The 24,744-nt window shown below is 74.1% G+C and carries 23 protein-coding genes; 12 read left to right on the top strand and 11 right to left on the bottom strand.

Annotated features, from left to right (window positions below; genetic code table 11):
* Positions 1–3 precede the first annotated feature (3 nt).
* Together ACZ3YO_RS38935 and ACZ3YO_RS38930 are read left to right on the top strand one after the other, a co-directional pair.
* Positions 4–465 (top strand): MarR family winged helix-turn-helix transcriptional regulator, encoded by a 462-nt coding sequence (locus ACZ3YO_RS38935; protein ID WP_465578904.1) that lies wholly within the window; start codon positions 4–6, stop codon positions 463–465.
* Positions 466–657: 192 nt separating this feature from the next.
* Positions 658–1,032 (top strand): hypothetical protein, encoded by a 375-nt coding sequence (locus ACZ3YO_RS38930; RefSeq protein WP_465578902.1) that lies wholly within the window; start codon positions 658–660, stop codon positions 1,030–1,032.
* 16 nt (positions 1,033–1,048) lie between these two features.
* On the opposite strand, the gene ACZ3YO_RS38925 is transcribed toward ACZ3YO_RS38930, so the two are convergent.
* The 3 genes from ACZ3YO_RS38925 to ACZ3YO_RS38915 form a co-directional block, all read right to left on the bottom strand.
* Positions 1,049–1,561, bottom strand: coding sequence for a hypothetical protein (locus ACZ3YO_RS38925; protein WP_465578900.1), 513 nt, complete (start codon positions 1,559–1,561; stop codon positions 1,049–1,051).
* A gap of 154 nt (positions 1,562–1,715) precedes the next feature.
* The gene (locus ACZ3YO_RS38920) at positions 1,716–2,390 is read right to left on the bottom strand and encodes a phosphatase PAP2 family protein (RefSeq protein WP_465578917.1); all 675 of its coding nucleotides are present in this window, start codon (positions 2,388–2,390) and stop codon (positions 1,716–1,718) included.
* Positions 2,390–3,064, bottom strand: a complete 675-nt coding sequence (locus ACZ3YO_RS38915) for a DedA family protein (protein WP_465578898.1) — start codon at positions 3,062–3,064, stop codon at positions 2,390–2,392. Before ACZ3YO_RS38915 ends, ACZ3YO_RS38920 begins: the two co-directional genes overlap by 1 nt.
* 115 nt (positions 3,065–3,179) lie before the next feature.
* Here ACZ3YO_RS38915 and ACZ3YO_RS38910 point away from each other — a divergent pair, with 115 nt between their 5' ends.
* The 3 genes from ACZ3YO_RS38910 to ACZ3YO_RS38900 all read left to right on the top strand — a co-directional run bounded on the left by ACZ3YO_RS38910 (position 3,180) and on the right by ACZ3YO_RS38900 (position 6,382).
* Complete coding sequence (locus tag ACZ3YO_RS38910; protein ID WP_465547832.1) at positions 3,180–3,590, top strand: BlaI/MecI/CopY family transcriptional regulator; 411 nt, start codon at positions 3,180–3,182, stop codon at positions 3,588–3,590.
* A complete protein-coding gene (locus ACZ3YO_RS38905; RefSeq protein WP_465578895.1) occupies positions 3,587–4,702 on the top strand; it encodes a M56 family metallopeptidase in 1,116 nt (371 codons plus the stop codon). Before ACZ3YO_RS38910 ends, ACZ3YO_RS38905 begins: the two co-directional genes overlap by 4 nt.
* Positions 4,703–4,882: 180 nt before the next feature.
* On the top strand, positions 4,883–6,382 hold the full coding sequence (locus ACZ3YO_RS38900) for a GAF domain-containing protein (RefSeq protein ID WP_465578893.1): 1,500 nt from the start codon (positions 4,883–4,885) through the stop codon (positions 6,380–6,382).
* On the opposite strand, the gene ACZ3YO_RS38895 is transcribed toward ACZ3YO_RS38900, so the two are convergent.
* Positions 6,334–6,837: an SsgA family sporulation/cell division regulator gene (locus ACZ3YO_RS38895; RefSeq protein WP_465578891.1), complete on the bottom strand. Its 504-nt coding sequence runs from the start codon at positions 6,835–6,837 to the stop codon at positions 6,334–6,336. The two genes, ACZ3YO_RS38900 and ACZ3YO_RS38895, sit on opposite strands and share 49 nt — an antisense overlap.
* Positions 6,838–7,261: 424 nt before the next feature.
* Between ACZ3YO_RS38895 and ACZ3YO_RS38890 the strand changes: the two genes are divergently transcribed.
* From ACZ3YO_RS38890 to ACZ3YO_RS38880, 3 genes are all read left to right on the top strand, one after another.
* Entirely contained in the window at positions 7,262–8,641 is a 1,380-nt protein-coding gene (locus ACZ3YO_RS38890; protein ID WP_465578889.1) for a hypothetical protein, read from the top strand.
* 151 nt (positions 8,642–8,792) lie between these two features.
* Positions 8,793–10,115, top strand: a complete 1,323-nt coding sequence (locus ACZ3YO_RS38885; protein WP_465578915.1) for a TerD family protein — start codon at positions 8,793–8,795, stop codon at positions 10,113–10,115.
* Positions 10,116–10,230: 115 nt separating this feature from the next.
* On the top strand, positions 10,231–10,719 hold the full coding sequence (locus ACZ3YO_RS38880; protein ID WP_396320475.1) for a GNAT family N-acetyltransferase: 489 nt from the start codon (positions 10,231–10,233) through the stop codon (positions 10,717–10,719).
* Between the two features lie 12 nt (positions 10,720–10,731).
* Here ACZ3YO_RS38880 and ACZ3YO_RS38875 read toward each other — a convergent pair whose 3' ends face one another.
* Positions 10,732–11,424, bottom strand: a complete 693-nt coding sequence (locus ACZ3YO_RS38875) for an RraA family protein (RefSeq protein ID WP_465578887.1) — start codon at positions 11,422–11,424, stop codon at positions 10,732–10,734.
* Positions 11,425–11,573: 149 nt separating this feature from the next.
* On the opposite strand from ACZ3YO_RS38875, the gene ACZ3YO_RS38870 reads away from it, so the two are divergent.
* Positions 11,574–12,167 carry a Uma2 family endonuclease gene (locus ACZ3YO_RS38870; protein ID WP_465578885.1) on the top strand — a complete coding sequence of 198 codons (594 nt, stop codon included), beginning with the start codon at positions 11,574–11,576 and terminating at the stop codon, positions 12,165–12,167.
* 94 nt (positions 12,168–12,261) lie between these two features.
* Here the strand turns inward: ACZ3YO_RS38870 and ACZ3YO_RS38865 are convergent, their stop codons facing one another.
* Both ACZ3YO_RS38865 and pruA read right to left on the bottom strand, forming a co-directional pair.
* Positions 12,262–13,191 carry a proline dehydrogenase family protein gene (locus ACZ3YO_RS38865; RefSeq protein ID WP_396320478.1) on the bottom strand — a complete coding sequence of 310 codons (930 nt, stop codon included), beginning with the start codon at positions 13,189–13,191 and terminating at the stop codon, positions 12,262–12,264.
* Between the two features lie 128 nt (positions 13,192–13,319).
* A complete protein-coding gene (gene pruA, locus ACZ3YO_RS38860) occupies positions 13,320–14,948 on the bottom strand; it encodes an L-glutamate gamma-semialdehyde dehydrogenase (RefSeq protein ID WP_396320479.1) in 1,629 nt (542 codons plus the stop codon).
* Positions 14,949–15,318: 370 nt separating this feature from the next.
* Here pruA and ACZ3YO_RS38855 point away from each other — a divergent pair, with 370 nt between their 5' ends.
* Positions 15,319–16,923: a PucR family transcriptional regulator gene (locus tag ACZ3YO_RS38855; RefSeq protein WP_465578882.1), complete on the top strand. Its 1,605-nt coding sequence runs from the start codon at positions 15,319–15,321 to the stop codon at positions 16,921–16,923.
* A 47-nt stretch (positions 16,924–16,970) separates the two neighbouring features.
* Here the strand turns inward: ACZ3YO_RS38855 and ACZ3YO_RS38850 are convergent, their stop codons facing one another.
* Entirely contained in the window at positions 16,971–18,452 is a 1,482-nt protein-coding gene (locus ACZ3YO_RS38850) for an alkaline phosphatase PhoX (protein ID WP_465578880.1), read from the bottom strand.
* 218 nt (positions 18,453–18,670) lie between these two features.
* Positions 18,671–19,813 carry a hypothetical protein gene (locus ACZ3YO_RS38845; RefSeq protein WP_465578878.1) on the bottom strand — a complete coding sequence of 381 codons (1,143 nt, stop codon included), beginning with the start codon at positions 19,811–19,813 and terminating at the stop codon, positions 18,671–18,673.
* 264 nt (positions 19,814–20,077) lie between these two features.
* Here ACZ3YO_RS38845 and ACZ3YO_RS38840 point away from each other — a divergent pair, with 264 nt between their 5' ends.
* Positions 20,078–20,521 carry a VOC family protein gene (locus ACZ3YO_RS38840; RefSeq protein WP_465578876.1) on the top strand — a complete coding sequence of 148 codons (444 nt, stop codon included), beginning with the start codon at positions 20,078–20,080 and terminating at the stop codon, positions 20,519–20,521.
* Positions 20,522–20,525: 4 nt separating this feature from the next.
* On the opposite strand, the gene ACZ3YO_RS38835 is transcribed toward ACZ3YO_RS38840, so the two are convergent.
* Positions 20,526–22,181, bottom strand: coding sequence for a hypothetical protein (locus ACZ3YO_RS38835; RefSeq protein ID WP_465578874.1), 1,656 nt, complete (start codon positions 22,179–22,181; stop codon positions 20,526–20,528).
* A gap of 291 nt (positions 22,182–22,472) precedes the next feature.
* On the opposite strand from ACZ3YO_RS38835, the gene ACZ3YO_RS38830 reads away from it, so the two are divergent.
* A complete protein-coding gene (locus ACZ3YO_RS38830) occupies positions 22,473–23,804 on the top strand; it encodes an MFS transporter (RefSeq protein ID WP_465578872.1) in 1,332 nt (443 codons plus the stop codon).
* 64 nt (positions 23,805–23,868) lie between these two features.
* Here ACZ3YO_RS38830 and ACZ3YO_RS38825 read toward each other — a convergent pair whose 3' ends face one another.
* Positions 23,869–24,528: a Uma2 family endonuclease gene (locus ACZ3YO_RS38825; RefSeq protein WP_465578870.1), complete on the bottom strand. Its 660-nt coding sequence runs from the start codon at positions 24,526–24,528 to the stop codon at positions 23,869–23,871.
* Between the last annotated feature and the right edge of the window lie 216 nt (positions 24,529–24,744).

Here is a 24,744-nt window from a genome sequence, read left to right as displayed (position 1 = left end):
ACCATGCCGGAGCAGACCGCCGAGGACGCCACCCGCGCCCTCGCCCTGGACGGGCTGGCCCGCGCCGCCTACAGCCTCAGCGCGGCCGACGCCCGCCTGCGCGGGCGGGCCACCCGCTCCCGCGGTGCACTCTCGCTCACCCACGCCCGGGCCCTGCGGGTGCTCGCCGACGAGGGCCCGCTGCCGGTCAGCCGGCTGGCGGCGGGCACCGAGACCACCCCGGCCGCCACCACCCAGCTGGTCAACGGCCTGGAGGAGGCCGGCTACGTCACCCGCGAGCGGCCGGAGCACGACCGCCGCTCCACCCTGGTCGCCCTCACCCCGGCCGGGCGCGAGCGGCACCGGCTACGCACCGAGTCGCTGATGGAGTCACTGGAGCGGCTGACCGACGGCCTGGACACCGCGGAGGTCGAGACCGTCACGACCGTCCTGCGCGGCCTGGTCGGGGTCTACGACGAGCTCTGAGCGCGCCGCCCGCACGGGCCGCACAGCACCGCCCGCACGAGCACCCGCCGCTCGCTCGCACGGACCCCCCGCCGCCCCCACACCACCCGGGCCGCACACCGCCGCCCGCACGGGCACCCGCACCGCACCCACACCCGCACCACACCGCACAGGCCGCACACCGGCCCACCGACGCCGTCCGGAGAACACCTCATGACCGAAACCACCCCCGAACCGTCCCGCCCCCGCGGCGGGCGCCGGGCCGCCGGAGCCGCCGCCGTGCTCGCGGCCCTGGGCATCGCCGGCCTGGTCTGGGCCGTCCTGCGCTGGAGCGATCTCGCACCCTCCGGCTACGGCCTCTCCCGGTTCGCCGGCAAGTCGGGCGTCAAGGCCGTTGCGGTGGCCGGCGCGGGGATCGTCGCCCTCAGGTACTACCTCGCCACCCGCCGCCGCAGCGCAACGGACACCACAGCGAAGGCAAGCCCGCCGGAGGTCTCCGCGCCGGACACCACCGCCCGGACGGCGGACCCGACGGCGGACCCGACGGCGGACCCGACGCCGAACCCGGCGCCCCACCGCGAGGCCTGACACACCGCCGGGGCCGCTACCGCACCACCGCGGCCCGCAGGTAGTTGCGCCGGCCGAAGTGCGGCTCGTCCACCGCCGTCAGCTCCTCCACCTGGAACCGGTACAGCGCCGCGGCCCCGCCACCGGTCAGGAACTGCCGGCGCACCTCCTCGTCCTGCCCGAAGATCGGGAACCGGCCCTGGTAGGCCGCGAACGCGGCCTCCGCCTGGTGCCCCCACGCCTCGCCCGCGCTGCCGGTCAGCTGGATGCCGCGCAGCTGCTCGCCGAAGACCGGCGGCGGCAGGAAGACGGTGGCCGCGGCCCGGGCCTCCTCCGCGAGATGGTGGCTGTGCCGGGTGGCGCGTTCGCTGACGAAGTACAGGACGAGGTCGTCGTCGTAGGCGAAGAAGGCCAGGTTGGCGTGCGGGCCGTGCTCGTGGCCGGCGGTGGCGAGGGTGAGCACCATGGCCTCGCCGAGCAGCCCCTCCACGCCCTTGCGGAGCTCCTCCGCGGGCCAGTCCCCCTGGGTGACGTCGAGTCGGTACGGCATGGGCAGCACTTCCCTCCACGGGCACGGCGGGCGCACCGCGGCGCCCCGGCACGACTGAGCCGGGCGGGCGCCCCTGTCACAGGGGCCCCTCGCCCGGCTCACATGCTCCTCCCGCCGCCCCGGCCGGACAAGGGCCGCGGCGGGGGTACCGCTCTCAGCGCCGCTGCGCCTCCAGCGGCGTCGGGCCGCCCGCCGCGGCGACGGCGCCGGCGCCGAGCAGCGGGCGCAGCCCGCCGGCCCGGGCCCGGTCGACGAGCGGCGCGGCCCGGCCCGCGGCCAGCGCCAGCGGGATCGCCACCAGGACGCCGACCGCCGCGCCGACCAGCACGTCGTGCGGGTAGTGGACGCCGACCCAGACCCGGGAGGCACCCATCAGCACGGCGGCGATGCCGGCGATCCGGCCGAGCCGCCGGTCGGCGATCCAGAGCGCGGCCGCGGCGGCGAAGGCGATCACCGTGTGGTTGCTCGGGAAGGACCAGTCACCGGCGCCCGGGCAGGTCTCCAGGGTGCCGCGCACGCCCAGCTGCGCGCAGGGCCGGACCTCCTCCACCACTCCCTTGAAGCCGGAGTTCACCACGTAGGCGACGACCACGATCAGCGGCGAGGCCAGCACCCGGGCCATCACGCCCGGGCCGGCGCCGCGCGCCCGCCACCACGCGAGGACCATCAGGACGGCGAACAGGCCGAGGCCGATCGCGGACCAGACCCTGATCAGCTGGTCGAGCCAGTACGGCGCGGCGTCGGCCCATCCGACCACCCTGCTGTAGAGGCCGCCGTCGATGCCGCTGCCGTCGTACACGGCGAGCGCGCGGGGGGACGTCGAGGGCATCATCGGCCGTCACCACCGTCACGCGGGGCCTTCCGGGCGCGGAACAATTCGAGAACAATCGGGATCACGGAGACAACTACTACCAGACCGATGATGGGAAGCAGGTACTGGTCGATGCTGGGCACCGACGAGCCGAGCACGTAGCCGGCCATGACCACACCGACCACCCAGAACACCCCGCCCGTCACCTGCCAGAAGGTGAACGAGCGGACCGGCACCTCCAGCACGCCGCACATCGGGTTCAGCACCGTCCGGACGACCGGGATGAAGCGCGCGAGCACGATCGCCTTGCCGTGCCCGTACTTGGCGAGCATCTCGTCGGCCCGGCCGATGCCCCGCTGGAGACTCTTCCGCTCGGTCCGGGCGAGCAGCGTGCGTCCGCCCCGCCGGCCGATCAGGTAGCCGGTCTGCGCGCCGATCAGGGCGCCGGCCAGGGCCGCGGGGAGCACCTGGTACAGCTCCAGCTGCGGGCCCTTGGTGGCGCCGGGGACGCAGAGCAGGCCGGCGGTGAACAGCAGCGAGTCGCCGGGCAGGAAGAAGCCGACGAGCAGGCCGGTCTCGGCGAAGAGCACGACGGCGATGCCGAGCGCGCCGAAGGACGCGAGCAGCGACGAGGCGTCCAGCACGTTCACCGCGAGTGCGTGAACGACCGGATCGGCGGACGACTGGAGCAAGGCTGGCGGACCTCCCGTACGTTGGAGGGCGGCACCAGTGGAGCACGCCCTCAACCGTCTACAGTGACGTAGACGGTCTACACGACTGTAGACGAATCCTGGAGGAACCGCCGCCATGTCCGACGTACCGTCCGCCCGCCGGCCCGCCGGGGAGCTGGAGGCCGAGGTGCTGGCCACCCTCTGGTCCGCGCACCGGCCGCTGACGCCGCAGGACGTCCAGGCGGCCCTCGGCGACGGCCTCGCCCGGACCACCGTCGCCACGATCCTCGCCCGGCTCCACGAGAAGGGCACGGTGGAGCGCACCCGGGCGGGTCGCGCCTACGCGTACACCCCGACCGTGCAGGACCCGGCCGGCCTCGCCGCCCGCCGGATGCACACCGAACTCGGGCGCGAGGCGGACCGCTCCACCGTCCTGGCCCGCTTCGTCTCCGACCTCTCCGCCGAGGACGAGAGGCTGCTTCGCGAGCTCCTAGGCGACGGCGCGGCCGGCGACCCCGCGGACACCCCCGGACCGGCGGCCCCGTGATCGTCGCCGTCTGGGCACCCCTGCTGCTGCCCTTCCTCGCCACCCCACTGGCCCGTCGCCTCGCCGAGGCGCTCACCCCGCGGGCCGCCGCCTGGACACTGGCCGCCACCGCGGCCGTCCTGGCCGGCGGCACGCTCTGCTCCCTCGGCCTGCTCGCCGCCGCCGGCCTGCTCCAGCTGCCGCCGGTCGCCGCCGTCGGCCACCTCTCGCTGCCCTGGCCGGCCGCCGCCGCACCACGGGCCGCACTGTCGGCCGCACTGGCCGGGCCGGCGCTGGCCGCACTCGCCGTCCTGGGCGTCCGTACCGCGCGCCTGCGCCACCGCGAACTGCGCGCCGCCCGCGCCGACCTCGGCCCCTGCGACGGGGTGCGGCACGCGGACGACCACGACCAGCATCCGGACATGCGCCCCCTGCCCGCCTCCGTGCGCCAGGCGCGCGCCCGGGGTCTGCGTCGCTCCCCACTCGGCGAGCACGCCCGCGCACTCCTCCGCCCCGCAGGCCCCCACCCGCTCGCCGTCCTGGACGACGACCGGGCCGACGCCTTCGCCCTCCCCGGCCGCCTCCCCCGCCCCGGCCGGCCGGCCGAACCGGGGCGGATCGTGGTCACCACCGGCATGCTGCGCGCCCTCACCGCACCCGAGCGGGCCGCCCTGCTCGCCCACGAACGCGCCCACCTCGCCGCCCGCCACCACCTCTTCCTGACCCTCGCCGAGCACGCCGCCGCCGTCCATCCGGCGCTGCGCCCGCTGCGCGCTCCGCTCGCCTACCACCTGGAGCGATGGGCCGACGAGGCCGCCGCCGAGCGGGTCGGGGACCGCGCCGTGACCGCCCGCGCGGTCGGCCGGGCCGCCCTGGCGGCGAGCCGCTCCCCCCGGCCGGCCCGGCCCCGGCTGGCCCCGGCCGCCCACACCGGGCCCGTCCCGCGCCGGGTCGCGGCCCTGCTCCTGCCGTGCCCCGCCGCGCCCCGCACCGGCCGCAGCGCCGCCGCCCTCGCGCTCGCCGCCTGCCTGGCGCTGACCGCCGCCGCCGCGCTGGACGCCACCGCCGACCTGCACCACACCGTCGAGGCCGCCCAGCAGGGCACCGATCCGCGGCACCAGGACCTGCGCTAAAGGGCAACCTCCTCCGATCATGCGAGGTCAGCGGTGCCATAGTCGGTTGGCATGTTCATTCTGATATTGCCCGCGGCGCCGACTTGGCAGACCCCGTCCCCAGGAGCGGGCCGCCCCCGTACGCTTTCGTCAGCGCGTCGGCCCCGACGCGTCCTCGATCGGCGGCGAGGAGCAACCCGAGTGCGGCAGACCGGACGGCAGACCCGACGGCCCGAGCGCCGAACTGCGCAGACCGCGGCGGAGCTGGCCAAGGTCCACGACCGCGCCCTCGCCGAGGCCACCGCCCGCGACCTCACCCGGGAGGCCGCCCCGGGCGACGACGGGCCGGCCGGCCTCGGACCGCGCCCCGAGATCGGCGACTCCTGGGCCCGCCTGCGCCGCCTCGGCCTCGACCCGGACGCCGGCGCCGCCGCCGTCCACCTCGGCCCCGCCGAGATCGAGCACCGCCGCCGGGCCAGCGGCCTCGACGCCCTGCTCCCCGTCCTGCGCGACACCCTGCTCGAACCGGTCGGCCAGACCCCGCTGATCCTCGCCATCGCCGACGCCGAGGGCCACATCCTCTGGCAGGAGGGCGAACGCGGCCTGCGTCGCAGTGCCGACCGGATCGGCTTCCTCACCGGCGCCCGCTGGATCGAGGAGACCGTCGGCACCAACGGCATCGCCGCCGCGCTGCGCGCCCAGCGTCCGATGCAGGTCCACTCCGCCGAGCACTACCTCCGCAGCCACCACTCCTGGACCTGCGTCGCCGCGCCCGTGCACGACCCGGGCACCGGCCGGCTGGTCGGCGCGATCAACCTCAGCGGCCCGGCCCACTCCGTCCGCCCCTATCTGCTGCAGCTCACCGCCACCGCCGCCCGGCTCGCCGAGACCGAGCTGCGGGCCCGGCGCCTGGAGTCGCTGCACCAGCTGCGCACCCTGGCCGCCCCGCTGCTGGCCAGGGTCAACGGCCCGGCCCTGGTGGTGGACGCCGCGGGCTGGACGGCCGCCGCGGCCGGCCTGCCGCCGCCCGCCCGGCTGCGGCTGCCCGCCGAGGGGTGGGGCTCTGCCGCCGTGCACTGGCTGCCCGGTCTCGGCGAGTGCGCGATAGAACCGCTGGCCGACGGCTGGCTGGTCCGGCTGGTCCGCACCCAGGACGGCGGAGCGGCGGACGGCGGAGCGGTCACGGCCGAGCAGGCGGAGGGCGCCCGGCTCCGGCTCGACCTGCGCCGGCCCGACCGTCCGGAGCTGTCGGTGCACGGCGCGGCCGGCAGCTGGTCGCACGCGCTCAGCCCGCGCCACGCCGAGCTGCTGCTCCTGCTCGCCGTCGAACGCGACGGCCACAGCGCGGCGCGGCTCGCCGACGCGCTCTTCGGCGACCCCGGCCGGACGGTCACCGTGCGCGCGGAACTGTCCCGGCTGCGCCGCTACCTCGGCGGCCTGCTGGCCCACCGGCCGTACCGGTTCGCCGAGTCGGTGCTGGTCAGCGTCATCGGCCCGGACGACCCGTACGACCTGCTGCCCGCGTCCTCGGCACCGGCCGTACGCCGCCTGCGGGCGGGCCTGGCCAGTGGGGCGGTCCGGCTGCCGGGCACGCCGCCGCTACCGGCGCCGCGCAGCCCGGGGGACGACGCCGTACCCGAGCCGAGGCTTCGTCAGCCGCCGGCCAGCAGCGCGGACAGCTGGGCGTCGGTCGGCCCGTAGGCCTGCTCGGCCCGCTCCGACACGAGGACGTACGTCCGGTCCAGCCACGCCTGCACCCGGGGCTTGGAGACCTCCAATAGTGCGCTGCCGTGGGGTGATTCGAGCGCCAGGTGCAACGTCGAGCCGTGGCACGGACAGTACGCCGGCCACAGCTTGACGTCGCCCTGACCGCTCAGAGAGCGCAGGCCGTCACGCAGCAGATCGCGTGAGAACACCCAATCGGCCTCGTCCGGCCGGCCGAGGTGGAACGTCAGCAACACCTCGTACGGGCGCTCGGTGTCGAACCGGAACCGCGTACGGACCTCGCCGACCACCTCCTCGCCCAGCGAGATCCGCAGCATGAACACCTCCTCCTCCACCGCCGCCGGAGCGGCGGTGGAGCCTGCCTCATCGCCGCCCGTGGGGGTGGCGGCGAGAGGGGCAGTGGAGGGTGCGGGCAGCGGGTCGGGCGGCATGACGGTCTCTCCGGAACGGCGTGGGATGCCTCCAGCCTGCGCCACCCCGGCCGGACCGGCAAGGGTTGCAAGGAGGTTGCAATAATCCCCGCCCAACACCTCCACTCCTTACCGGTCTTGTCAGACGGACCGTCAACTTCCGTTCCCTGAACGGATTTACGTGACGTGGATCGATTCCGCCCGGGAACCGACCGGACGACCGGTCCCCGCTGGTACGCTCGTGCCCCTGCCGGCGCGGGCCCGCGCGCGTCCACCGGTGGCCGCCCGCACGGGCGGCCGCAGGCGGACGGAATTCCGGACGGCCAGGGCCTGGTCCACCGGACAGACCCGGACGGCAGTCCGCCCGTGACCGCGCTCAGGCCCGGCGGCGGCGCATGGAAGAATGCTGCGACCGCAACGGCGACTTCGGGGAGGGAGGGGTCCGGTGGCTCTGCGCGAGGACACCGAGCCGGGCGTGCACCACGAGCGCGACCGGCAGCGCGAACAGCACGAACGCCACGGCCGGCACGGCCGGCCGAAGCCCTTCGGCGGCCGGCTCCGGCTGCCGACCCTGCGGTTCTCGGGCGCCGCGATGGCGATGTCCACCGTGGTCGGCATCAGCATCGCCACCACCTGCCTGCTCAACGAGCAGCAGGGCGTCGGCCGCCGCGCCGGGGTGGCCCGGGTCGGATCCACCCCGCCGCCCAGCCCGGACGCCGCCGACCGGGCGGACGCCGCCGCGGACGCCGCGCCCGGCCCGGCCGCACCCCGCCCGGCCGACCGCTCCGCAGGCCGCCCCACCGGATCGGCCTCGGCCCGCACGACCGCCTCGCACTCACCGGTCCCCGGCGTACCCGCGCCCCGCCCGGCCTCGCCGGACGCCTCCGCGCCGCCCGCCGGCTCGGGGCTCACCTCCTCTTCCTCCTTCTCCGACGCCCCGTCGGCCGAGGCGCTCGGCGGCCCGTCGCGGGGTGGCAACCAGGGCGTGCCCGCCGACCCCGCCACCGCGCAGCCGGCCGACACCGCTCAGCCGACCGGTTCCGCGCCGCCCGCCGACCAGCCGACCGGCCAACAGCCCGCGAACCAGCGTCCGTTCGCCCCGGCGGCCCCCGGCGCACCCGACGCGCCCGGTACGCCCGGGTACCCGCAGCCCGGTCCCCTCGCCCCCGGCCGGGGCCAGGACGGGCAGCCGACCGACGCGCCCGCCGGACCCGCCGGCCCCACCGGCGATGAGACCGACCCGAGCGACCACGACGCGGACCACGCCCTCCTCGGCACCGCCGTGGTCCAGCCGCTCGGCCGCGACGGCACCCAGCACCTGCTCACCCTCACCGTCGCCGAGCCGCTCACCGCGCTCCAGGCCGAGTTCCGCCTCGCCCCCGGCGAGACGGCCCCCGGCACCGGCTGGACCGACCTCTCCGGCGCCGTCGTCACCACCCACCAGGAGCGCGGCACCCTGGTGTACCGGTTCACCACCCCGGCCGGCACCGACGTCCTCCCCGGCCGGTACACCTTCGGCGTCCGCGGCACCCGCCCCGCGCCCCCGCCCGGCGCCACCACCCCCGGACCCGGCACCAGGCCCACCGCGGGCCCCGGCAGCGGCCCCACCGGGCCCGCCGGTGCGCCGGGCAAGGCCGCCCCGGCCGAGAGCTGGACCGCCTCCGCCTTCGGTATCGACCGCCCCCGGGCCGTCGCCGCCCTCGGCACGTTCACGGCCTCCTCCTCCCCCGGGACCGACGGTGACGCCGGCACCACCCCCGGCGCCGGCACCACCCGCGGCACCACACCGGGCGCCGGAGCGGCCCGCGGCACCGCGACGCGCTGACCGACCATCCGACAACCCGACAGGTCACCGGCCTGCTCGGGCTCTTCTCGACAACCCCGTTCGTTACTGTGGGTACCACTCGGCACGGCACCCCAGAGCGGGTCCCCAAGGCCGTGCCACCGCATCCGAGGAGGAGTTCGTGTCCACGGTCCTGACCCAAGGCGGCAACGCCCCGCTGACCGCCGCGCGGGTGACCGTCGAGGTCACCGCACCCAAGGCGCTGGACGTCTCCGGCCTGCTGCTGACCGACGCCGGAAAGGTCCGCTCGGACGCCGACTTCGTGTTCTTCAACGCCCCCGACGGCCCCGGTGTCACCCACCGGCCGGCCTCCGGCGGCACCCCGGACGCCATCACCATCGACACCACCGCCGTCCCGACCGGCATCACCAAGATCGTGGTGACCGCCAGCCCCGACGAGGCGGGCGCCACCTTCGCCGGCATCGAGCCGACCGCCACCGTCCGCGACACCGCCACCGGCGAGGTGCTGGTCACCTTCACCCCGCCGCAGCTCGGCCGGGAGACCGCGCTGATCGTGGTCGAGGTCTACCAGCGCAACGGCGCCTGGAAGGTCCGCGCCGTCGGCCAGGGCTACGCCAACGGCCTGGCCGGCATCGCCACCGACTTCGGCGTCAGCGTCGACGACGAGCCCGCCCCGGCGTCGGCCGCCCCCGTCGTCGCCCCGGCCGCCCCCGCCACCCCGGTCGTGCCTCCCGTACCGGCCGAGCCTGCCGCCCCCGTCGCACCGCCCGCGCCCCCGGCGACCCCGCCGGCCCCGCCGGCCCCCGCCCCCGCACCGGCCTCCGCCGGCCCGGTCGACCCTCGGGTCGCGCTCGCCGGCAACCTGCCGCCGAGCCCTGCCACCCCGCCCGCACCGCCCGCCGCGCCGGCCTCCCTCACCAAGGTCACCCTGGACAAGGGCCGGGTCAGCCTCACCAAGGGCGGCTCCGTCTCCCTGGAGAAGAACGGCAAGCCCTTCCTCTCCTCCGTCCGGATGGGCCTCGGCTGGGAGCCGGCCGGCCGCGGTCGCAACATCGACCTCGACGCCTCCTGCATCGCCTTCGACGCCAAGCGGGAGAAGCTCGACACCGCCTGGTTCATGAAGCTGGGCATCTTCAACGGCGCGGTCGCCCACTCCGGCGACAACCTCACCGGCGAGGGCGGCGGTGACGACGAGTCGATCACCGTCCACCTCGACGGCCTGCCGCCCGAGGTCTGCGGCCTGGTCTTCGTGGTGAACTCCTTCTCCGGCCAGAAGTTCACCGACGTCAAGAACGCCTACTGCCGTCTGCTGGACGCCGGTTCGGGCCAGGAGCTGGTCCGCTTCGACCTCACCCAGTCCGAGCCGCACACCGGCGTGGTGATGTGCAAGCTGGTCCGCCAGTACTCCGGCGAGTGGGTGATGACCGCGATCGGCGAGTACGTCGACGCCAAGACCGCCCGCGCCATGGTCAAGCCGGCCGCCTCGATGCTCTGACCGGCCGTCCGCCCGCCGCCCGGTCCGGGCGGCGGGCGGCGGGAAACAGGGCGGCGGGAAACAGGGCGGCGGGAAACCACTGGTGCTCCCGCCGTCCGTGTCCGATCATGTCCACATGCTGATCAGGGAAGCCACCACCGAGGACTGGCCCGCCGTCTGGCCGTTCTTCCACACCATCGTCGCAGCCGGCGAGACCTTCACCTACCCGCTGGACCTGACGTCCGAGCAGGGCCGCGACTGGTGGCTGCTCCCTTCCCCGAACCGCACCGTCGTCGCGGTGGACGAGGGCGGCACCGTGCTCGGCACCGCCAAGATGAACCGCAACCACATGGGCAACGGCTCGCACATCGCCAGCGCCAGCTACATGGTCGACCCGGCCCACTCCGGCCGCGGCGTCGGCCGGGCCCTCGCCGAGTACACCATCGCGTGGGCGCGTGACGCCGGCTACCGGGCGATGCAGTTCAACGCCGTGGTCGCCTCCAATGAGCACGCGGTGAAGCTGTACCAGTCGCTCGGCTTCGACATCCTGGGCACCCTCCCCGAGGGCTTCCGCCACCCCTCCCAGGGCTACGTCGGACTGCACATCATGCACCGGACGCTCTGAACTCCCGTACCGCTACTCCTCGATGGCCCCGCCGACCCGCCGCAGGTGCTGCCGGAAGCCGTACGACGGGTCGGCGGCGCGGCGCGCCAGGTAGTCGTCGAAGGCGGTCTGCCGGCGCAGCGTGTCGCCCGATCGGATCCGCTCCGCCTGCGCACGCTCGGTCCGCGCGATCCCGGCGGCGGTCTCCAGCACCTCGTCCGCCCGCGCGGCCGGGACGAACAGCACGCCGTCGGCGTCCCCGAACACCACGTCCTCCCCGCTCACCAGGTGCGGTCCGAACCGAGCCGTGACCAGCGCTTCCGGCTCCCGCTCGTCCAGCCGCAGCGGCCCGAGCGGCAGGCTGCCGTAGCTGAACACCGGCAGCCCGATCTCCACCAGCTCCGGGGTGTCCCGGTGCAGCCCCCACACCACCAGAGCGGCCACCCCGGCGGCCCGCGCCTCCAGCACCGCGAGGTCCCCGACGCAGGCCTCGTCCGTCCGCCCGTCGTTGTCGATCACCAGCACGTCCCCGGGCCCGGCCGCGCCGTACGCCTCCAGGAACACGTCCACGCTCCCGTAGTGCCGCACGGGGAGCGCCCGCCCCGCGATCCGGCTCCCCGCGACCACCGCCCGCACCCCCGCCGGCGCCGCCCGCAGCTCCACGCCCAACCGTACGCACGCGTCCGCCACCAACGGCGTCGACAGCTCAGCGAACCTCTTCAACACGCCAACTCCTCCTCTGTGCAGTCAAGTTCACCATAATCGCGATGGCAGGGCGCCGTACCCGATCGCACCATCGAGTGAAAAAGCGCCGTGTGCGGCATAACTGCGCACAACACCTGGCTACCGTGACTCCCGCCAGAAGGAGGGGCATCATGAGTGCTGCGGCGCATGAGCAACCGATCGCGGACTCACCATCGCAGGAGGACATCCTGCTGGAGGGCTTCCTGAGCATGCACTCCCCCGAAGGCTTCCGGGCCGAGCTCGTCGAGGGAGAGATCATCGTGGCACTACCGCCGGACGGCGATCACGAGGACTACATCGACCTGCTGATCGACCAGGTGAAGGAGAAGTCCAAGGTCCGCATGCAGTCGTCCGGCCACAAGGGCCTACGCCTCGTCAGCGGCGGCCTTTGCCCGAAGAACCACGTCATCCCCGACGCGACCTTCGCGCCGAGAGAGGTCCGCCACTTCCGTGGTGCCCCGCCGTGGATGGAGCCGAACGGCGTCGCCATGGTCGCCGAGGTGACGTCGAGCAAGCCCGACCAGGACCGGATCACCAAGCGGCACTGCTACGCCCGCGCCGCCATCCCGCTCTACCTGCTCGTCGACAGGGAGAAATCCCCGGTCAGCCTGTTCAGCAAGCCGTTGCGCGAGGAGTACACCGAGGTCCACCTCACCCCGTTCGGTGACTCACTCGCTCTCCCCGCACCATTCGACTTCGAACTGGACACCAAGGACTTCCTCTAGGACCTCCCGGACGTGAAACGGCCCGCACCCCCCTTCCACAAGGGGTGCGGGCCGTCGGTACAGCAGGGCCTCAGCCGGGCGTCACGGCAGGGCCTCAGCTGCGCGTCGCCATGGCGCGCAGGAAGAAGGTCAGGTTGGCCGGGCGCTCGGCGAGGCGGCGCATGAAGTAGCCGTACCACTCCTGGCCGTACGGCAGGTACACGCGCATGGTGTTGCCCTCGCCGGCGAGACGCAGCTGCTCCTCAGGGCGGATGCCGTAGAGCATCTGGTACTCGAAGGAGTCCCGCTTGCGGCCGTTCCACTGGGCGAGCTGGCCGGCGATCTTGATCATGTTCGGGTCGTGCGAGGCGATCATCGGGTAGCCCTCGCCGGCCATCAGCACCTTCAGGGCGCGGACGTAGGCGAGGTCGACCTCGCGCTTGCCCTGGAAGGCGACCGACTCAGGCTCCTTGTAGGCGCCCTTGCAGAGGCGCACCCGGGAGCCGGCGCCGGAGAACTCGCGGCAGTCGGCCTCGGTGCGGCGCAGGTAGGCCTGGAGGACGACGCCCAGCCAGGGGAAGTCGGCCCGCAGCTCGCGCGCGATGGCGAGGGTGGAGTCCGTGGTGGTGTGGTCCTCCATGTCGAGGGTCACCGTGGTGCCGGCGTCGGCCGCGGCCTCGCAGATGCGGCGGGCGTTCTCCAGGGCGATCTTCTCGCCGTCCACCGGCAGGAACTGGCCGACGGCCGACAGCTTGACCGAGACCTCGGCGCCGGCGGCGAGGCCGGTGTCCTTGAGGGCGGCGAGCAGGTGCTCGTACGCCTCGGCGGTGCCGGCGGCCTGGGCGGCGTCCTGGGTGTCCTCGCCGAGGTGGTCCAGGGTGACCGTGCGGCCGGTGGCGACGAGGTCGTCGCAGGCGGTGACCGCGTCGTCGAGGGCCTCGCCGGCGACGAAGCGCTCGACTATGGCGTGGGTCGGCGGGAACTTCTCGACCACGGTGCGGACCTGCGGGGAGCGGGAGGCCGCGAGGAGGGCGGAACGGAGCATCGTGACTCCTGGGCTGGTGCTTCTAAGGGTGACAGAAGAGGGGGCCGGGGCGGCGGGCCGGGGGTGGGCCCGCCGCCCCGGTGGACGGCGCCCGGCTGCGGGACCGGGCGTCGTCCGGGGGCGGGCACTCAGCCCATGTGCGGGTAGCGGTAGTCCGTCGGCGGGACGAAGGTCTCCTTGACCGAACGGGTCGAGGTCCAGCGCGCCAGGTTCTGCTTGGCGCCGGCCTTGTCGTTGGTCCCGGAGGCCCGGCCGCCGCCGAACGGCTGCTGGCCGACGACCGCGCCGGTCGGCTTGTCGTTGATGTAGAAGTTGCCGGCCGCGTTGCGCAGCTTGAGCATCGCGTGCTGGACGGCCTCGCGGTCCTGGGCGATGATCGCGCCGGTCAGGCCGTAGGAGGACACCGACTCCATCTGCGCCAGCATCTCGTCGTACTTCTCGTCCTCGTAGACGTACACGGCGAGGATCGGGCCGAAGTACTCGTCCTTGAAGTACTCGCTCGCCGGGTCCTGGCAGACCAGGACGGTCGGGCGGACGAAGTAGCCGACCGAGTCGTCGTAGGTGCCGCCGGCCAGCACCTCGACGGACGGGTCCGCCTGGGCCCGGTCGATGGCGGCCTTGTTCTTGGCGAAGGAGCGCTCGTCGATGACGGCCGACATGAAGTTCGACAGGTCGCTGACGTCGCCCATGGTGAGGCCGTCGACCTCGGCGGCGAACTCGTCCTTGAGGCCGGCCCAGATCGAGGCCGGGACGTAGGCCCGGGACAGGGCGGAACACTTCTGGCCCTGGAACTCGAAGGCGCCGCGGGTCATCGCGGTCTTCAGTACCGCCGGGTCGGCGGACGGGTGGGCGACGAGGAAGTCCTTGCCGCCGGTCTCGCCGACGATCCGCGGGTAGGTGCGGTAGCCGGCGATGTTGTTGCCGACCTCGCGCCACAGGTGCTGGAAGGTGGCGGTGGAGCCGGTGAAGTGGATGCCGGCCAGGGCCGGGTGCTTCAGCGCGACGGCGGAGACGTCCAGGCCGTCACCGGTGACCATGTTGATGACGCCCTTGGGCAGCCCGGCCGCCTCCAGCAGCTGCATCAGCAGGTGCGCGGAGAACTGCTGGGTCGGGGAGGGCTTCCAGAGCACCACGTTGCCCATCAGCGCCGGCGCGGTCGGCAGGTTGCCGGCGATGGCGGTGAAGTTGAACGGGGTGATCGCGTAGACGAAGCCCTCCAGCGGGCGGTGGTCGCTGCGGTTCCAGACGCCGTCCGAGGAGATCGGCTGCTCGGCCATGATCTGGCGGGCGAAGTGCACGTTGAAGCGCAGGAAGTCGACCAGCTCGCAAGGGGTGTCGATCTCGGCCTGCTGGGCGGTCTTGGACTGGCCGAGCATGGTGGCGGCGGCCAGGGTCTCGCGCCAGGGGCCGGCCAGCAGGTCGGCGGCCTTGAGGAAGATCGCGGCCCGCGAGTCGAAGGAGAGCGCCTGCCAGGCCGGGGCGGCGGCCAGGGCAGCGTCGATGGCGTCCTGCGCGTCGGCCTGGGTGGCGTTGCGCAGCGTACCGAGCCTCGCCGCGTGGTTGTGCGGCTGGACGACGTGGATCTCGGTGCCGCCGCCGAGGCGGCGCTCACCGTTGATCGTCATGGTCAGCTGGACCGGCTCCTGGCCGCCCAGCTCCTTCAGCTTGGCCTCCAGGCGGGCCCGTTCCGGGCTGCCGGGGGCGTAGCTGTGGACCGGCTCGTTCACCGGCGCGGGGACCTGGGTCACAGCATCCATGAGCGCACGCTCTCCTTCGGTTCATGGGGGGATGCCGACGTGGGTCGCACGTCGGCCACAGGACGAACGCTATTCCTGCACCGGGGCCCACTTGATTGGCCTGGCGGCTAAAGTCCCCCGTACGGCGTTGTCCGGACCGACGAAGGGATCACGGGGCGGTCACGGTTGCGCCGTTCGCAGACCGGTGCGCGGGCTCCGCGTGGACGGTGCCCGCCTTCGCGCGGACGGCCCGCACCTTCGCGCGGACGGTGCCCGCCTGCACGTGGACGGCCCGCCCCATCGCGCGGACGGTGCGCTCGGGCGCCGAAACCCTGTCCGCCCGGCTAAAATCACCCGTACGCCGTTGTTCGATCCCATGAAGGAACCGCCGGTGTCCCAGCCCGCCGGACTCCCGCTCCGTCAACTGCTGATGTCCCTCGGCGAACCGCTGGTCGAACTCCAGGCCGCCCCCCAGGGCCTGGACGTCCCGGTCCGCGACGTCGCGATCCTCGACCCCGAGGACCCGCCCGTCGCCGCGCCCGGCGAACTCGTCCTCGCCATCGGCGCCCGCGGCCGGGCCGCCCTCCCGGCGCTGCGCGCGGCCGGCCGGGCCGGTGCGGCCGCCGTCGCGGTGAAGCTGGACGCGCCCGGCCAGGCCGACGCCCTGCGCGAGGCGGCCACCGAGGCCGGCGTGGCCCTGCTCTCGGTCCGCCGGGAGACCCGCTGGGAGCACCTCGACTCGCTCGCCCGCGCGATCATCGCCGGGCCGGACGCCCCGGACGCGGCCGGCACCCCCGAGCACAACGCAGGCGACCTCTTCTCGCTGGCCCAGACCGTCGCCGTGCTGACCAACGGGATCGTCTCGATCGAGGACACCTCCAGCCGGGTGCTGGCCTACTCCCGGTCCTCCGACTCCGACGAGGTGGACGACCTGCGCCGGCTCTCCATCCTCGGCTGGCAGGGCCCCGAGCCGTACCTCTCCAAGCTCCGCGAGTGGGGCATCTTCCAGCACCTGCGCAGCTCGGACACGCCGATCGCGGTCGACCCGCACCCCGAGCTGGGCCTGCGCCGCCGCCTGGCGATCGGCATCCGGGCCGGCGCGCAGCCGCTCGGCACCATCTGGGTCCAGGAGGGCGCCCAGCCGCTGGCCCCGCTCGCCGAGCAGGCGCTGGTCGGCGCGGCCCGGGTGGCGGCGGCCCAACTGGTGCGCCGCCGCCGGGAGCTGTCGGCCGACGTCCGGCTGACCCAGACCCTGCTCACCGGCCTGCTGGAGGGCTCGACCGGCCCCCAGTCGCTCGCCACCCACCTGGGCCTGGACCTGCGCCGCCCCGCCACCGTCCTGGCGTACAGCGCACGGACCACCGAGGCGCTCACCCGCTCCGAGGTGACCGGCCTGATCTCGGTGCACACCGCCGCCCGGCACCGGGCCGCCCTGCTCGCCCCGATCGAGTCGCGGGTGTACGTGCTGCTGCCCGAGCTGCCGGGCGGGTTGCCGATGACGACCGTCCGCGGCTGGGCGCAGGAGGTGGTCGAGGCCGCCCGGGACCACCTGGGCGTCCCGCTGCGGGCGGCGATCGGCTCGACGGTGGACGGTCTGGCCCGGGTGCCCGACTCCCGGGCCCAGGCGGACCGGATCCTGGACGCGATGGGCCGCGGCGGGGTGGACCTGGAGGTCGCCGCGCTGATCGACGTCCAGGCGGAGGTGCTGGTCAGCGAGATGCTGGCGCTGCTGCAGGAGCGGAGCGGCCTGCGCGACCCGCGGCTGACCGCGCTGGCCGCGTACGACCGCCGTCACGGCACCCGGCTCGCCGAGTCGGTGCTGGCCTGGCTGGACGCGCTCGGCGAGGTCCGGGTCGCCGCGGACGCCCTGCACATCCACCCCAACACCCTGCGCTACCGGGTGCGCCGGGCGGAGCAGTTGACCGGCATCGACCTGTCCCAGCCGCAGCAGCGGCTGCTCGCCATGCTCCAGCTGCGGCTGCCCGCCGAGGGCTGAAAAGGGGCCCGCGCGAGGCGGGCCCCTTTCCTGTCACGGCATCAGGCTCAGGCGCCGTAGCCCTGGCCGCGCTTGTGCTCGTTCAGCCGGTGCCACGGGCCGGTGATGGCCAGCTGGATGCCCGGGGTCTGGATGTTGGCGAACAGCGTCCGGCCGTCGTCCGAGAAGGTCACGCCGGTGAACTCGCTGAACTCCGGCTTCTCGGCGGTGCCGATGTTCAGCTCGTTGCGGGCGATCGGGTAGGTCAGCCCGTCCTCGGTGGCGCCGAACAGGTGCGAGACGCCCTCGCCGTCCTCGGCGATCACGATGCCGCCGTACGGCGAGACGGTGATGTTGTCCGGGCCGTCGAAGTTGTCGTGGTCGCCCCAGACGTCGGTGTTGACGCCGAGCAGCACCTTCAGGGTGATGGTGCGGCGGACGGGGTTGAAGAACCAGACCTGGCCGTCGTGCTGGAGCGGGCTCTCCGAGCGGGCGAAGCTGGAGACGAAGTAGAAGCCGCCGTCACCCCACCACATGCCCTCCAGCTTGCGGGCGCGGGTGACCTCGCCGTCCTTGAACTGCTTGCGGATCGAGACGGTCTGCGCGTCGCGGTCCTGGACCTTGACCCAGTCCACGCCGTAGGTGGTGCCGACCTTGGTGGCGCGCGAGAGGTCGTCGACCAGCTTGCCCTGCGCGTCGAAGACCTTGAAGGCCTCCAGCACGCCGGCGTCGGCGGCGAGCTTGCGCAGCTGGTATCGGCCGTGCTTGAAGCCGGCCGGCGGGGTCCAGCGGAAGAGCAGGCCGTTGGGGTTGGAGGCGTCCTCGGTCAGGTAGACGTGGCCGCGCTTCGGGTCCACCACGACGGCCTCGTGCGCGAACCGGCCGAAGGCCTTCACCGGCTGCGGGTTCTCGTTGTACTCGTCGTCGAACGGGTCGACCTCGAAGATGTAGCCGTGGTCCTTGGTGAAGCCGTTCTTGCCGGCCTTGTCCTCGGTCTCCTCGCCGGACAGCCAGGTGCCCCACGGGCTCACGCCACCGGCGCAGTTGGTGGCGGTTCCGGCGATGCCGACCCACTGCTCGACCGTGCCGTTGGCCTTGGCGTGCACGATGGTGCAGCCGCCGGCCGCGCCCGGGTCGTAGACGTGGCCCTCGGTCAGCGGCACCGGGTACGGCCAGTTGGCGCGGGCACCGCTCAGCTCGTGGTTGACGACCATGAGGTTGCCACCGCGCTCGTCCTCGAACGCGGAGGTGCCGTCGTGGTTGCTGGGGGTGAACTCGCCGGTGCGCAGCTTGGTGACGCCGGCCCGGTTCACGACCTTGTACGTGAAGCCCTTGGGCAGCGAGAGCAGGTTCTCCGGATCCTTGACCAGTGCGCCGTAGCCGACGGCGGCACGCTCGGCGTCGGCGGTCGCGGCGTCCTTCACCTCGCCGCCGACCGGGGCCGCGATCGCGCCCGGGGCGCTCGCCAGCGCCTCGGCGCTGCCGGCGATCAGGACGCCGGCCCCGACGAGGGTGGAACGGTTGACGAAGTCCCGGCGGGACAGCGACATGTGAGTCACTCCTGAGAGGCGGGCCGCCGACCGGGCGGGCCCGGTACGTGGCGTGCGAGGTGTCGAGGCAGGTCGCCGACGCCCAGCAGACTCCGCCGGTCCGGTGAACGCACGGTGAATCGGATGCTTCGTCAGCGTGGTCATTTGCCGACCGTATTCGAATCCATGACCCGTTCTTTGCCGTGTTCCCCACCGGCCACGGCCCGCCCACCGGGGATCTACCGCGGCGACCGCCCCGCCCGCGCCGCCCGCCACTGCTCCCAGGCCGAGAGCCAGAGCTGCTCCCCGAGCCGCTCCTCCCAGCTGTCGCCCTCACACGCCGGCCGGTCCCGCCAGAGCTGCGCCCAGGCGCGCTGCGCCGGGAGGCTCGCCACCTCGCTGGCGAACACCGTGTAGCGGATCACCTCTTCGACGGCGGCCTCCCCCTCCGGCGTGCCGACCACCCACTGGGTCTGCTGGGAGAGCCGGTTGAGGTGGTTGACCATCGCCGTCACCGCCGCGACCGCCTCCTCCCGGCTCTCCGAGGCGAGCCGCATCTGCTGGCGCACCGCAGCCTCCCAGCGCAGCGCACCGGCCTCGCCACGCAGCCCGCGCGGCAGCCGGGGCGTCCGCCCGGCCCGGACCTGCGCCTCGATCGCGGCGGACTCGGCGATGCCGTGCTCGATCACCGCCCGGTGCGCCTCCAGCCCGGTGGCCGGGACGAGTTCGCGCTCCTCGACCGGGACGTGCCGGCCGCGCCGGGAGGCGAGCGAGCGCAACAGCGCGGTCCGGCCGCGCAGGTACCGCTCGACGTCCTCGACCGGGGCCAGTTCGAGACCGCCTGGCGGCACTCCGCGCCCGCAGACGGTGACGGTCAGCCCGCCCACCCGGAGCCGGACGGCCCAGACCGGCCCGGCGCCGGGCTTGGGGCAGACGCCGGGCACGGAGACGTCCGGGCGGTCCCAGAGCTCGCGCCGGTCCTCGTGCACCTCCACCGCCTGCGGTTCGCCGTCCACGGTGATCCACTCGCGCAGCGCCCGGACCCGTCCGGGGCAGTCTCCCTCGTCCACACCGAGCTGCTCGTAGACCCGGTCGCGCTCGTCCTCGACCACGTCCTCCAGCTCGGGCAGCGCACCGGGCCGGTCGGCGCCGGGCCGGTGGGTGCGCACGGTGACGTACGGGCCGTCGGCGGAGGCCCAGTCGCCGGAGCGGACCTCGACCCAGGAGAGCAGGCCGTCCGAGGTCTCGAAGGCGGCCAGGGCGTCCCCCTCCGGGCTCACCCCGTAGGCGACCCCGTACACGGGGAAGTCCGCCGCGGCGAGGGTACGGCGGGCGAACTCCTCCTGGTCGGCGAAGCGGTCCTCGCGCGCCCGCGGGTCCACCCGCCCCGGCCCGTCTCCCCGGAGACCGTCCTGCCTGCCACCGCTCTCCCGCGTCATCCCGCGCCGCACACCCGAATCCTCACCGCTCTCCCGCGTCATCCCGCGCCGCACCCCCGAATCCTCACCGCTCCCGCGCGTCTGCCGGACACGATACGTGGCCCGACCTGCCGGGTCATCAGCTCCTTTGCCCCACCGGGCGGGTCGGTACGCCTTGCACCGTGTCAGGGCCGGGGTTTGTCAGTCCGGCTTCCTACGCTGTCGGGCATGACAGCTTCCGAGGACTTCCCCGCCCGCATCAGCATCGTCACCCTCGGGGTGGCCGATCTCGACGCCAGCACCCGCTTCTACGAGGCTCTGGGGTGGCGGCGCTCCGCCGCCTCCAGCCCCGAGATCGTCTGGTTCCGCACCGCCGACTCGGTGCTCGGGCTCTTCCCGCACGACGAACTGGCCGCCGACGCGGGTGTGCCCGCCACCGGCGAGCCGTCGTTCCGGGGCGTCACCCTCGCGGTGAACCTGGAGTCGCCCGAGCTGGTGGACGCCGCCCTGGAGACGGCCGTCGCGGCCGGGGCGACGGTGGTCAAGCCCCCGGCCGCGACCAGCTGGGGCGGCTACTCCGGCTACTTCGAGGACCTCGACGGCCACCTCTGGGAGCTGGCCCACAACCCGTTCTTCCCCTTCACCGAGGACGGCTCGCTGGACCTGCCGTGACGCACTACCCCTTCGACCGCGCCTTGAAGGCCGCCTTGCGAGCCTCCTTGGCCACCGTCCGGTCCAGGTGCAGCTCGCCGACCACCTCCAGCACGTCCGCCGTGTACGGGTGGTCGACCCGCCAGAGCTCGCCGAAGTAGCTCGCCGGGTTGTCGGTCACCGGCAGGTCGGCGATGAGCTCGCGCAGCAGCTCGGCGTCGCCGCCGGTGTCGAGCAGCTGGGCGGCGAAGGTGTCGACCACCGTCCAGAGCACCATCCCGCGCTCCGGCGCGGGCACGTCCGTGGCCCCGAGTCCGGCCAGCCAGGCCCGCGCGCCCCCGCCCAGCTCCGGGTCGTCCAGCACCTCCCGGACGGCGGGCTCGGCGGGCGCACCCAGCATGGCCAGCGCCAGCTGGCAGAGCATCCGGCGCATCGGCGCGTACGCGTCGTTGCCGCGGGCCGCGGAGAGCAGCTCGCGCGCCGCCGCCACCGGCTCCCGGCCGGTGATCCAGACCCGCAGCTCCTCGTCGGGCAGCACGTTGGTCGACTCGCAGACCGCGCGCAGCAGTTCGGAGGCGTCGCCCTGGGCCAGCTCGCCGACCAGCGGAGCGTCGTAGCCGTCCTCCAGCAGCCACTGCCGGATGCCGTACTGGCCGAGCGGGGTCAGCCGGACGAGGCCGAAGCGGGCCGACTCCTCCTCGTCCAGCGGCTCCTCGCCGACGGCGGGGCCGGCCGGCGGGGCGGCCTCCTCGCCCTCCTCCTCGTCGAAGAGCTCCGGGTCGATCGGGCGGTAGTCCAGCAGGCCCAGCTCGGCGAGGTCGCCCAGCATCGGGTCCAGTGCGACCATCACATCGGTGATGTCGCCGAGCAGCTCCTCGCTCGGCTCCTCCCCCTCCGGGACGACCAGCAGCGCGGCCAGCACGCCGAGCGGCACGGTCTCGCTGCCGGCATCGGCGAAGGCGGTCGTCTCGTACAGCACCTGCAGCGCCTCGTCGAGCAGCTCGGCGGCCTCGTCCCGGGCGTCCTCGACCTGCGACAGCCGCTCCTCGTCCTCCTCCGTCGGCTCCGCCCCGTCGGCCGCGCCCTCGTCGGCGCCCTCCTCCGGCAGCGAGTCCGCCTCCACCGCCAGCTCCCGGACGATCCCGGCGGCGGTCAGCCACAGCTCCAGGACGGTCTCCGGGTCCCCCTGCTCGGCGGGCTCCAGATCCGGCCCGGGGACGGCCACGTGCTCACCGGCGGCGGTGGTGCCGATCTCGACCAGGTCCAGGTCACAGGCGAGCGACCAGGCCCGCATCGCCTCGACCACGGCCTCCTCCGGGGTGTCCCCCTCCTCGGGGGCCAGGCCCAGCAGCCGGGCGGCCGGCGCCCGGTCCGGGCCGGTGAGGTCACCGAACTCGTCCACCGTCCGGTGCGGGGCGGCCCAGCGGGCCAGCTTCAGCGCGTACCCGAACATCGGCACCGCCTTGGCCTGTGCGGCCAGCTCCGACTCGGCGGGCAGCTTCACCGGCGGCACCAGCACGGCCGCGTCGTCGAGGTCCTCGTCGTCCAGCCCGTGCGCGGCGAACGCCCCGTAGAGGTCCTGCAGCTCCAGGTCGGCCGGCAGCACCGCACCGCCCGCCCCTTCCTCGCCCGGCGCAGCCGCCGACGAGGCCCCAGCGTTCTTCCGACGTCGTCCGGCCATCGTTGCGCGTTCTCCCTACAGCCAGCGGTCAGCCGATCAGCTCCGCGTACAGGTCTACTGCCTCAGCGTATAGGTCTGGCACCCCCGACGCCCGGCCTCCCGGGGCGCGCGCCGCAGGCGTGCGCCCACCCCTTATCCTTCGGAACGGTGCCGTGCACACCCCGCGCGGGCCACCGGGCAACGACGCCCTCCCCTTCCAAGCTCACCCGCTCCACCAGAGGTACCCGTACCAGGCCACCACCCCGGGCCATGTCGGCCCGAGGTGGTGCCCGGCCACAGGAGACCCCTGATATGGCGGACCTCTCCCCTGCCGGCCCCGGCCTGCGCACCGCGCAGCTCGACGGACGCCGACTGTCGGAGGCCCTGCTTCCCCTGGAGCTCGCGCCGCGCGCCCAGCTCCAGCTCGCCGCGATCAGCCGCTGGAACGCGCTGCGCGGTGTGCGTGTCGGCCTCGTCGCCGCCGCCCTCCTCTTCATGCTGATCGGTGCCAACCTGGCGACCCCGATCTACCCGCTGCTCCAGACCCGCCTCGCCCTGACCGCGCTCGACACCAGCGTGCTGTTCACGGTGTACGTGTTCGCGCTGGTCCCGGTGCTGGCCGTGGTCGGCCACTGGTCGGACCACCTCGGCCGGCGCGCGCTGATCCTTCCCGCGGTCGGCCTGGCCGCCGCCGGCGACGTGGTCTTCGCCACCTCCGGCAGCTTCTGGCAGCTGGCCGTCGGCCGGGCCGTCCAGGGCATCGCGGTGGGTCTGTCCACGGGTGCCGCCGGGGCCGCCCTCGGCGACCTGCTGCCCGATCACCCGACCCTGGCCGCCAAGCTGACCCTGGCCTGTTCTGCGGGCGGCGTGGCGCTCGGCCCGGTGGTCGGCGCCCTGCTGGCCGGCGGCTCCGACCCGCTGCTGACGCCCTTCCTGCTGCACGCCGTCGCCCTGCTGGTGCTCTGCGTGCCGCTCGCCCTCGTCCACCCCCGGATGCCCGGCCGCAGCCGCCCGCCGGCCTCCCCGCCGCGCATCACCACCCCGGCCCACCTGCGCCCGCAGCGCCTCGCCCTGCCGGTCACCGGCCGCCGCGAGTTCCTGCTGGCCTCCGCCGCCGGCTTCATCTCGTACGCGGTGTTCGGCGTCTACCTCAGCCTGGCCCCGGCCTTCGCCGCCAAGCTGCTGCACACCGGCTCCCACCTGGTCGGCGCCGTGGTGGCCGCCCTGCTGCTCGGCTCCTCGGCCGCCGCCCAGCTGCTCGTCCCGCCGACCTCCGACCGTCTGGTCATCGCCCTCGGCATGACCGGTCTCGCGACGGGCCTGGCCCTGGTGGTCACGGCCGGCTACACCGGTACCCCCGCGCTGCTCTTCATCGGCAGCGTCCTCGGCGGCTCCTGCCAGGGCATCGCCTTCCGCTCGCTCTTCACCTCCGCCGTGGCCGCGATGAACCCGGAACGCCGGGGCTCCGAGCTCAGCGCCCTCTGGGTCATCGTCTACCTCGGCTCCTCCCTCCCCATCGTCGGGGTCGGCGCCCTCGTCCAGCGCTACGGCCTGCTCCCTGCCGTCAGCGGCTTCGCCCTCCTCGCCGCCGCCCTCTGCGTCGGCCTGGCCCTCGCCGTGGCCAAGCGCCCGAAGCCCGCCTGACCAGCAGAAACGCCGCCGCCCGGTACGGATTCCGTACCGGGCGGCGGCGTTCGCGGACAGGGCGCTACGCAGTCCAGGGCTTCCAGCTCGTCGTATCGATCTCGAAGTCGAACGGCTCTGGCAACCGGACGGCTTCTCCGAAACCCCATTCACCGAGCACCGAGTAGCTGCCCTCACGCCGGTCCGGCTCGCCGAACAGCGTGAGACCGGGCTGGCTCGGGTCACGGTCCACCAGCAGGTAGTACGGCACCCCGGTGCGCGCATAACCGCTCCATTTGGTGGGCCTCACTCGTCGACCAAGCAGCGGGCGTCGGTCGTTGTGTGCATTGGATGAGGAAGTCACCTCGATCACGAGGTCCAGCTCCTGCGGCTGGAGAAACAGCGCATCCTCCGCCCGGAGCTTGGCATCGGTTTCCTTGTGGACGACCACCATGTCCGGAATGTAACCGTCTCCGATTTCGACCAGGTCGAGATTGATGGTCTGCACGGCCCGCCAGGGAAACGTCGCATCCACTACCCGTGCGTAGCGCACTGCGTCCTGGATGTCCGTAAGAATCCCCGCGTGGAGGTACACCGGTGCCGGTGACACAACGAACTCCCCTCCGACCACCTCGACTCGCGTGCCGTCGTCCGGGATCCGCAGGTACTCGTCGAGCTCGCCCCGGACCCACATGGCGTACGCCGAGTCGGGCAGCGTCCAGTGCCCGACAGCTTCCACAGCCATCACGTCGCTCCCTCCGTGGTCGCGGCAGCAGTCTCGCCACCCATCGGCAGATATACCACTGCCGCGCGAATCAGTCCCCCGAAGGAGAGATTCGCGCGGCAGCAGATTGACGATCGACGGATCTCAGACGTTGAAGCCGAGGGCGCGGAGCTGGTCGCGGCCGTCGTCGGTGATCTTGTCGGGGCCCCACGGCGGCATCCAGACCCAGTTGATGCG

It is taken from the genome of Kitasatospora sp. NPDC022785 (assembly GCF_055561295.1).
Note: the sequence above shows the minus strand (reverse complement) of the source record. Positions and strands in the feature narration are given on the sequence as shown.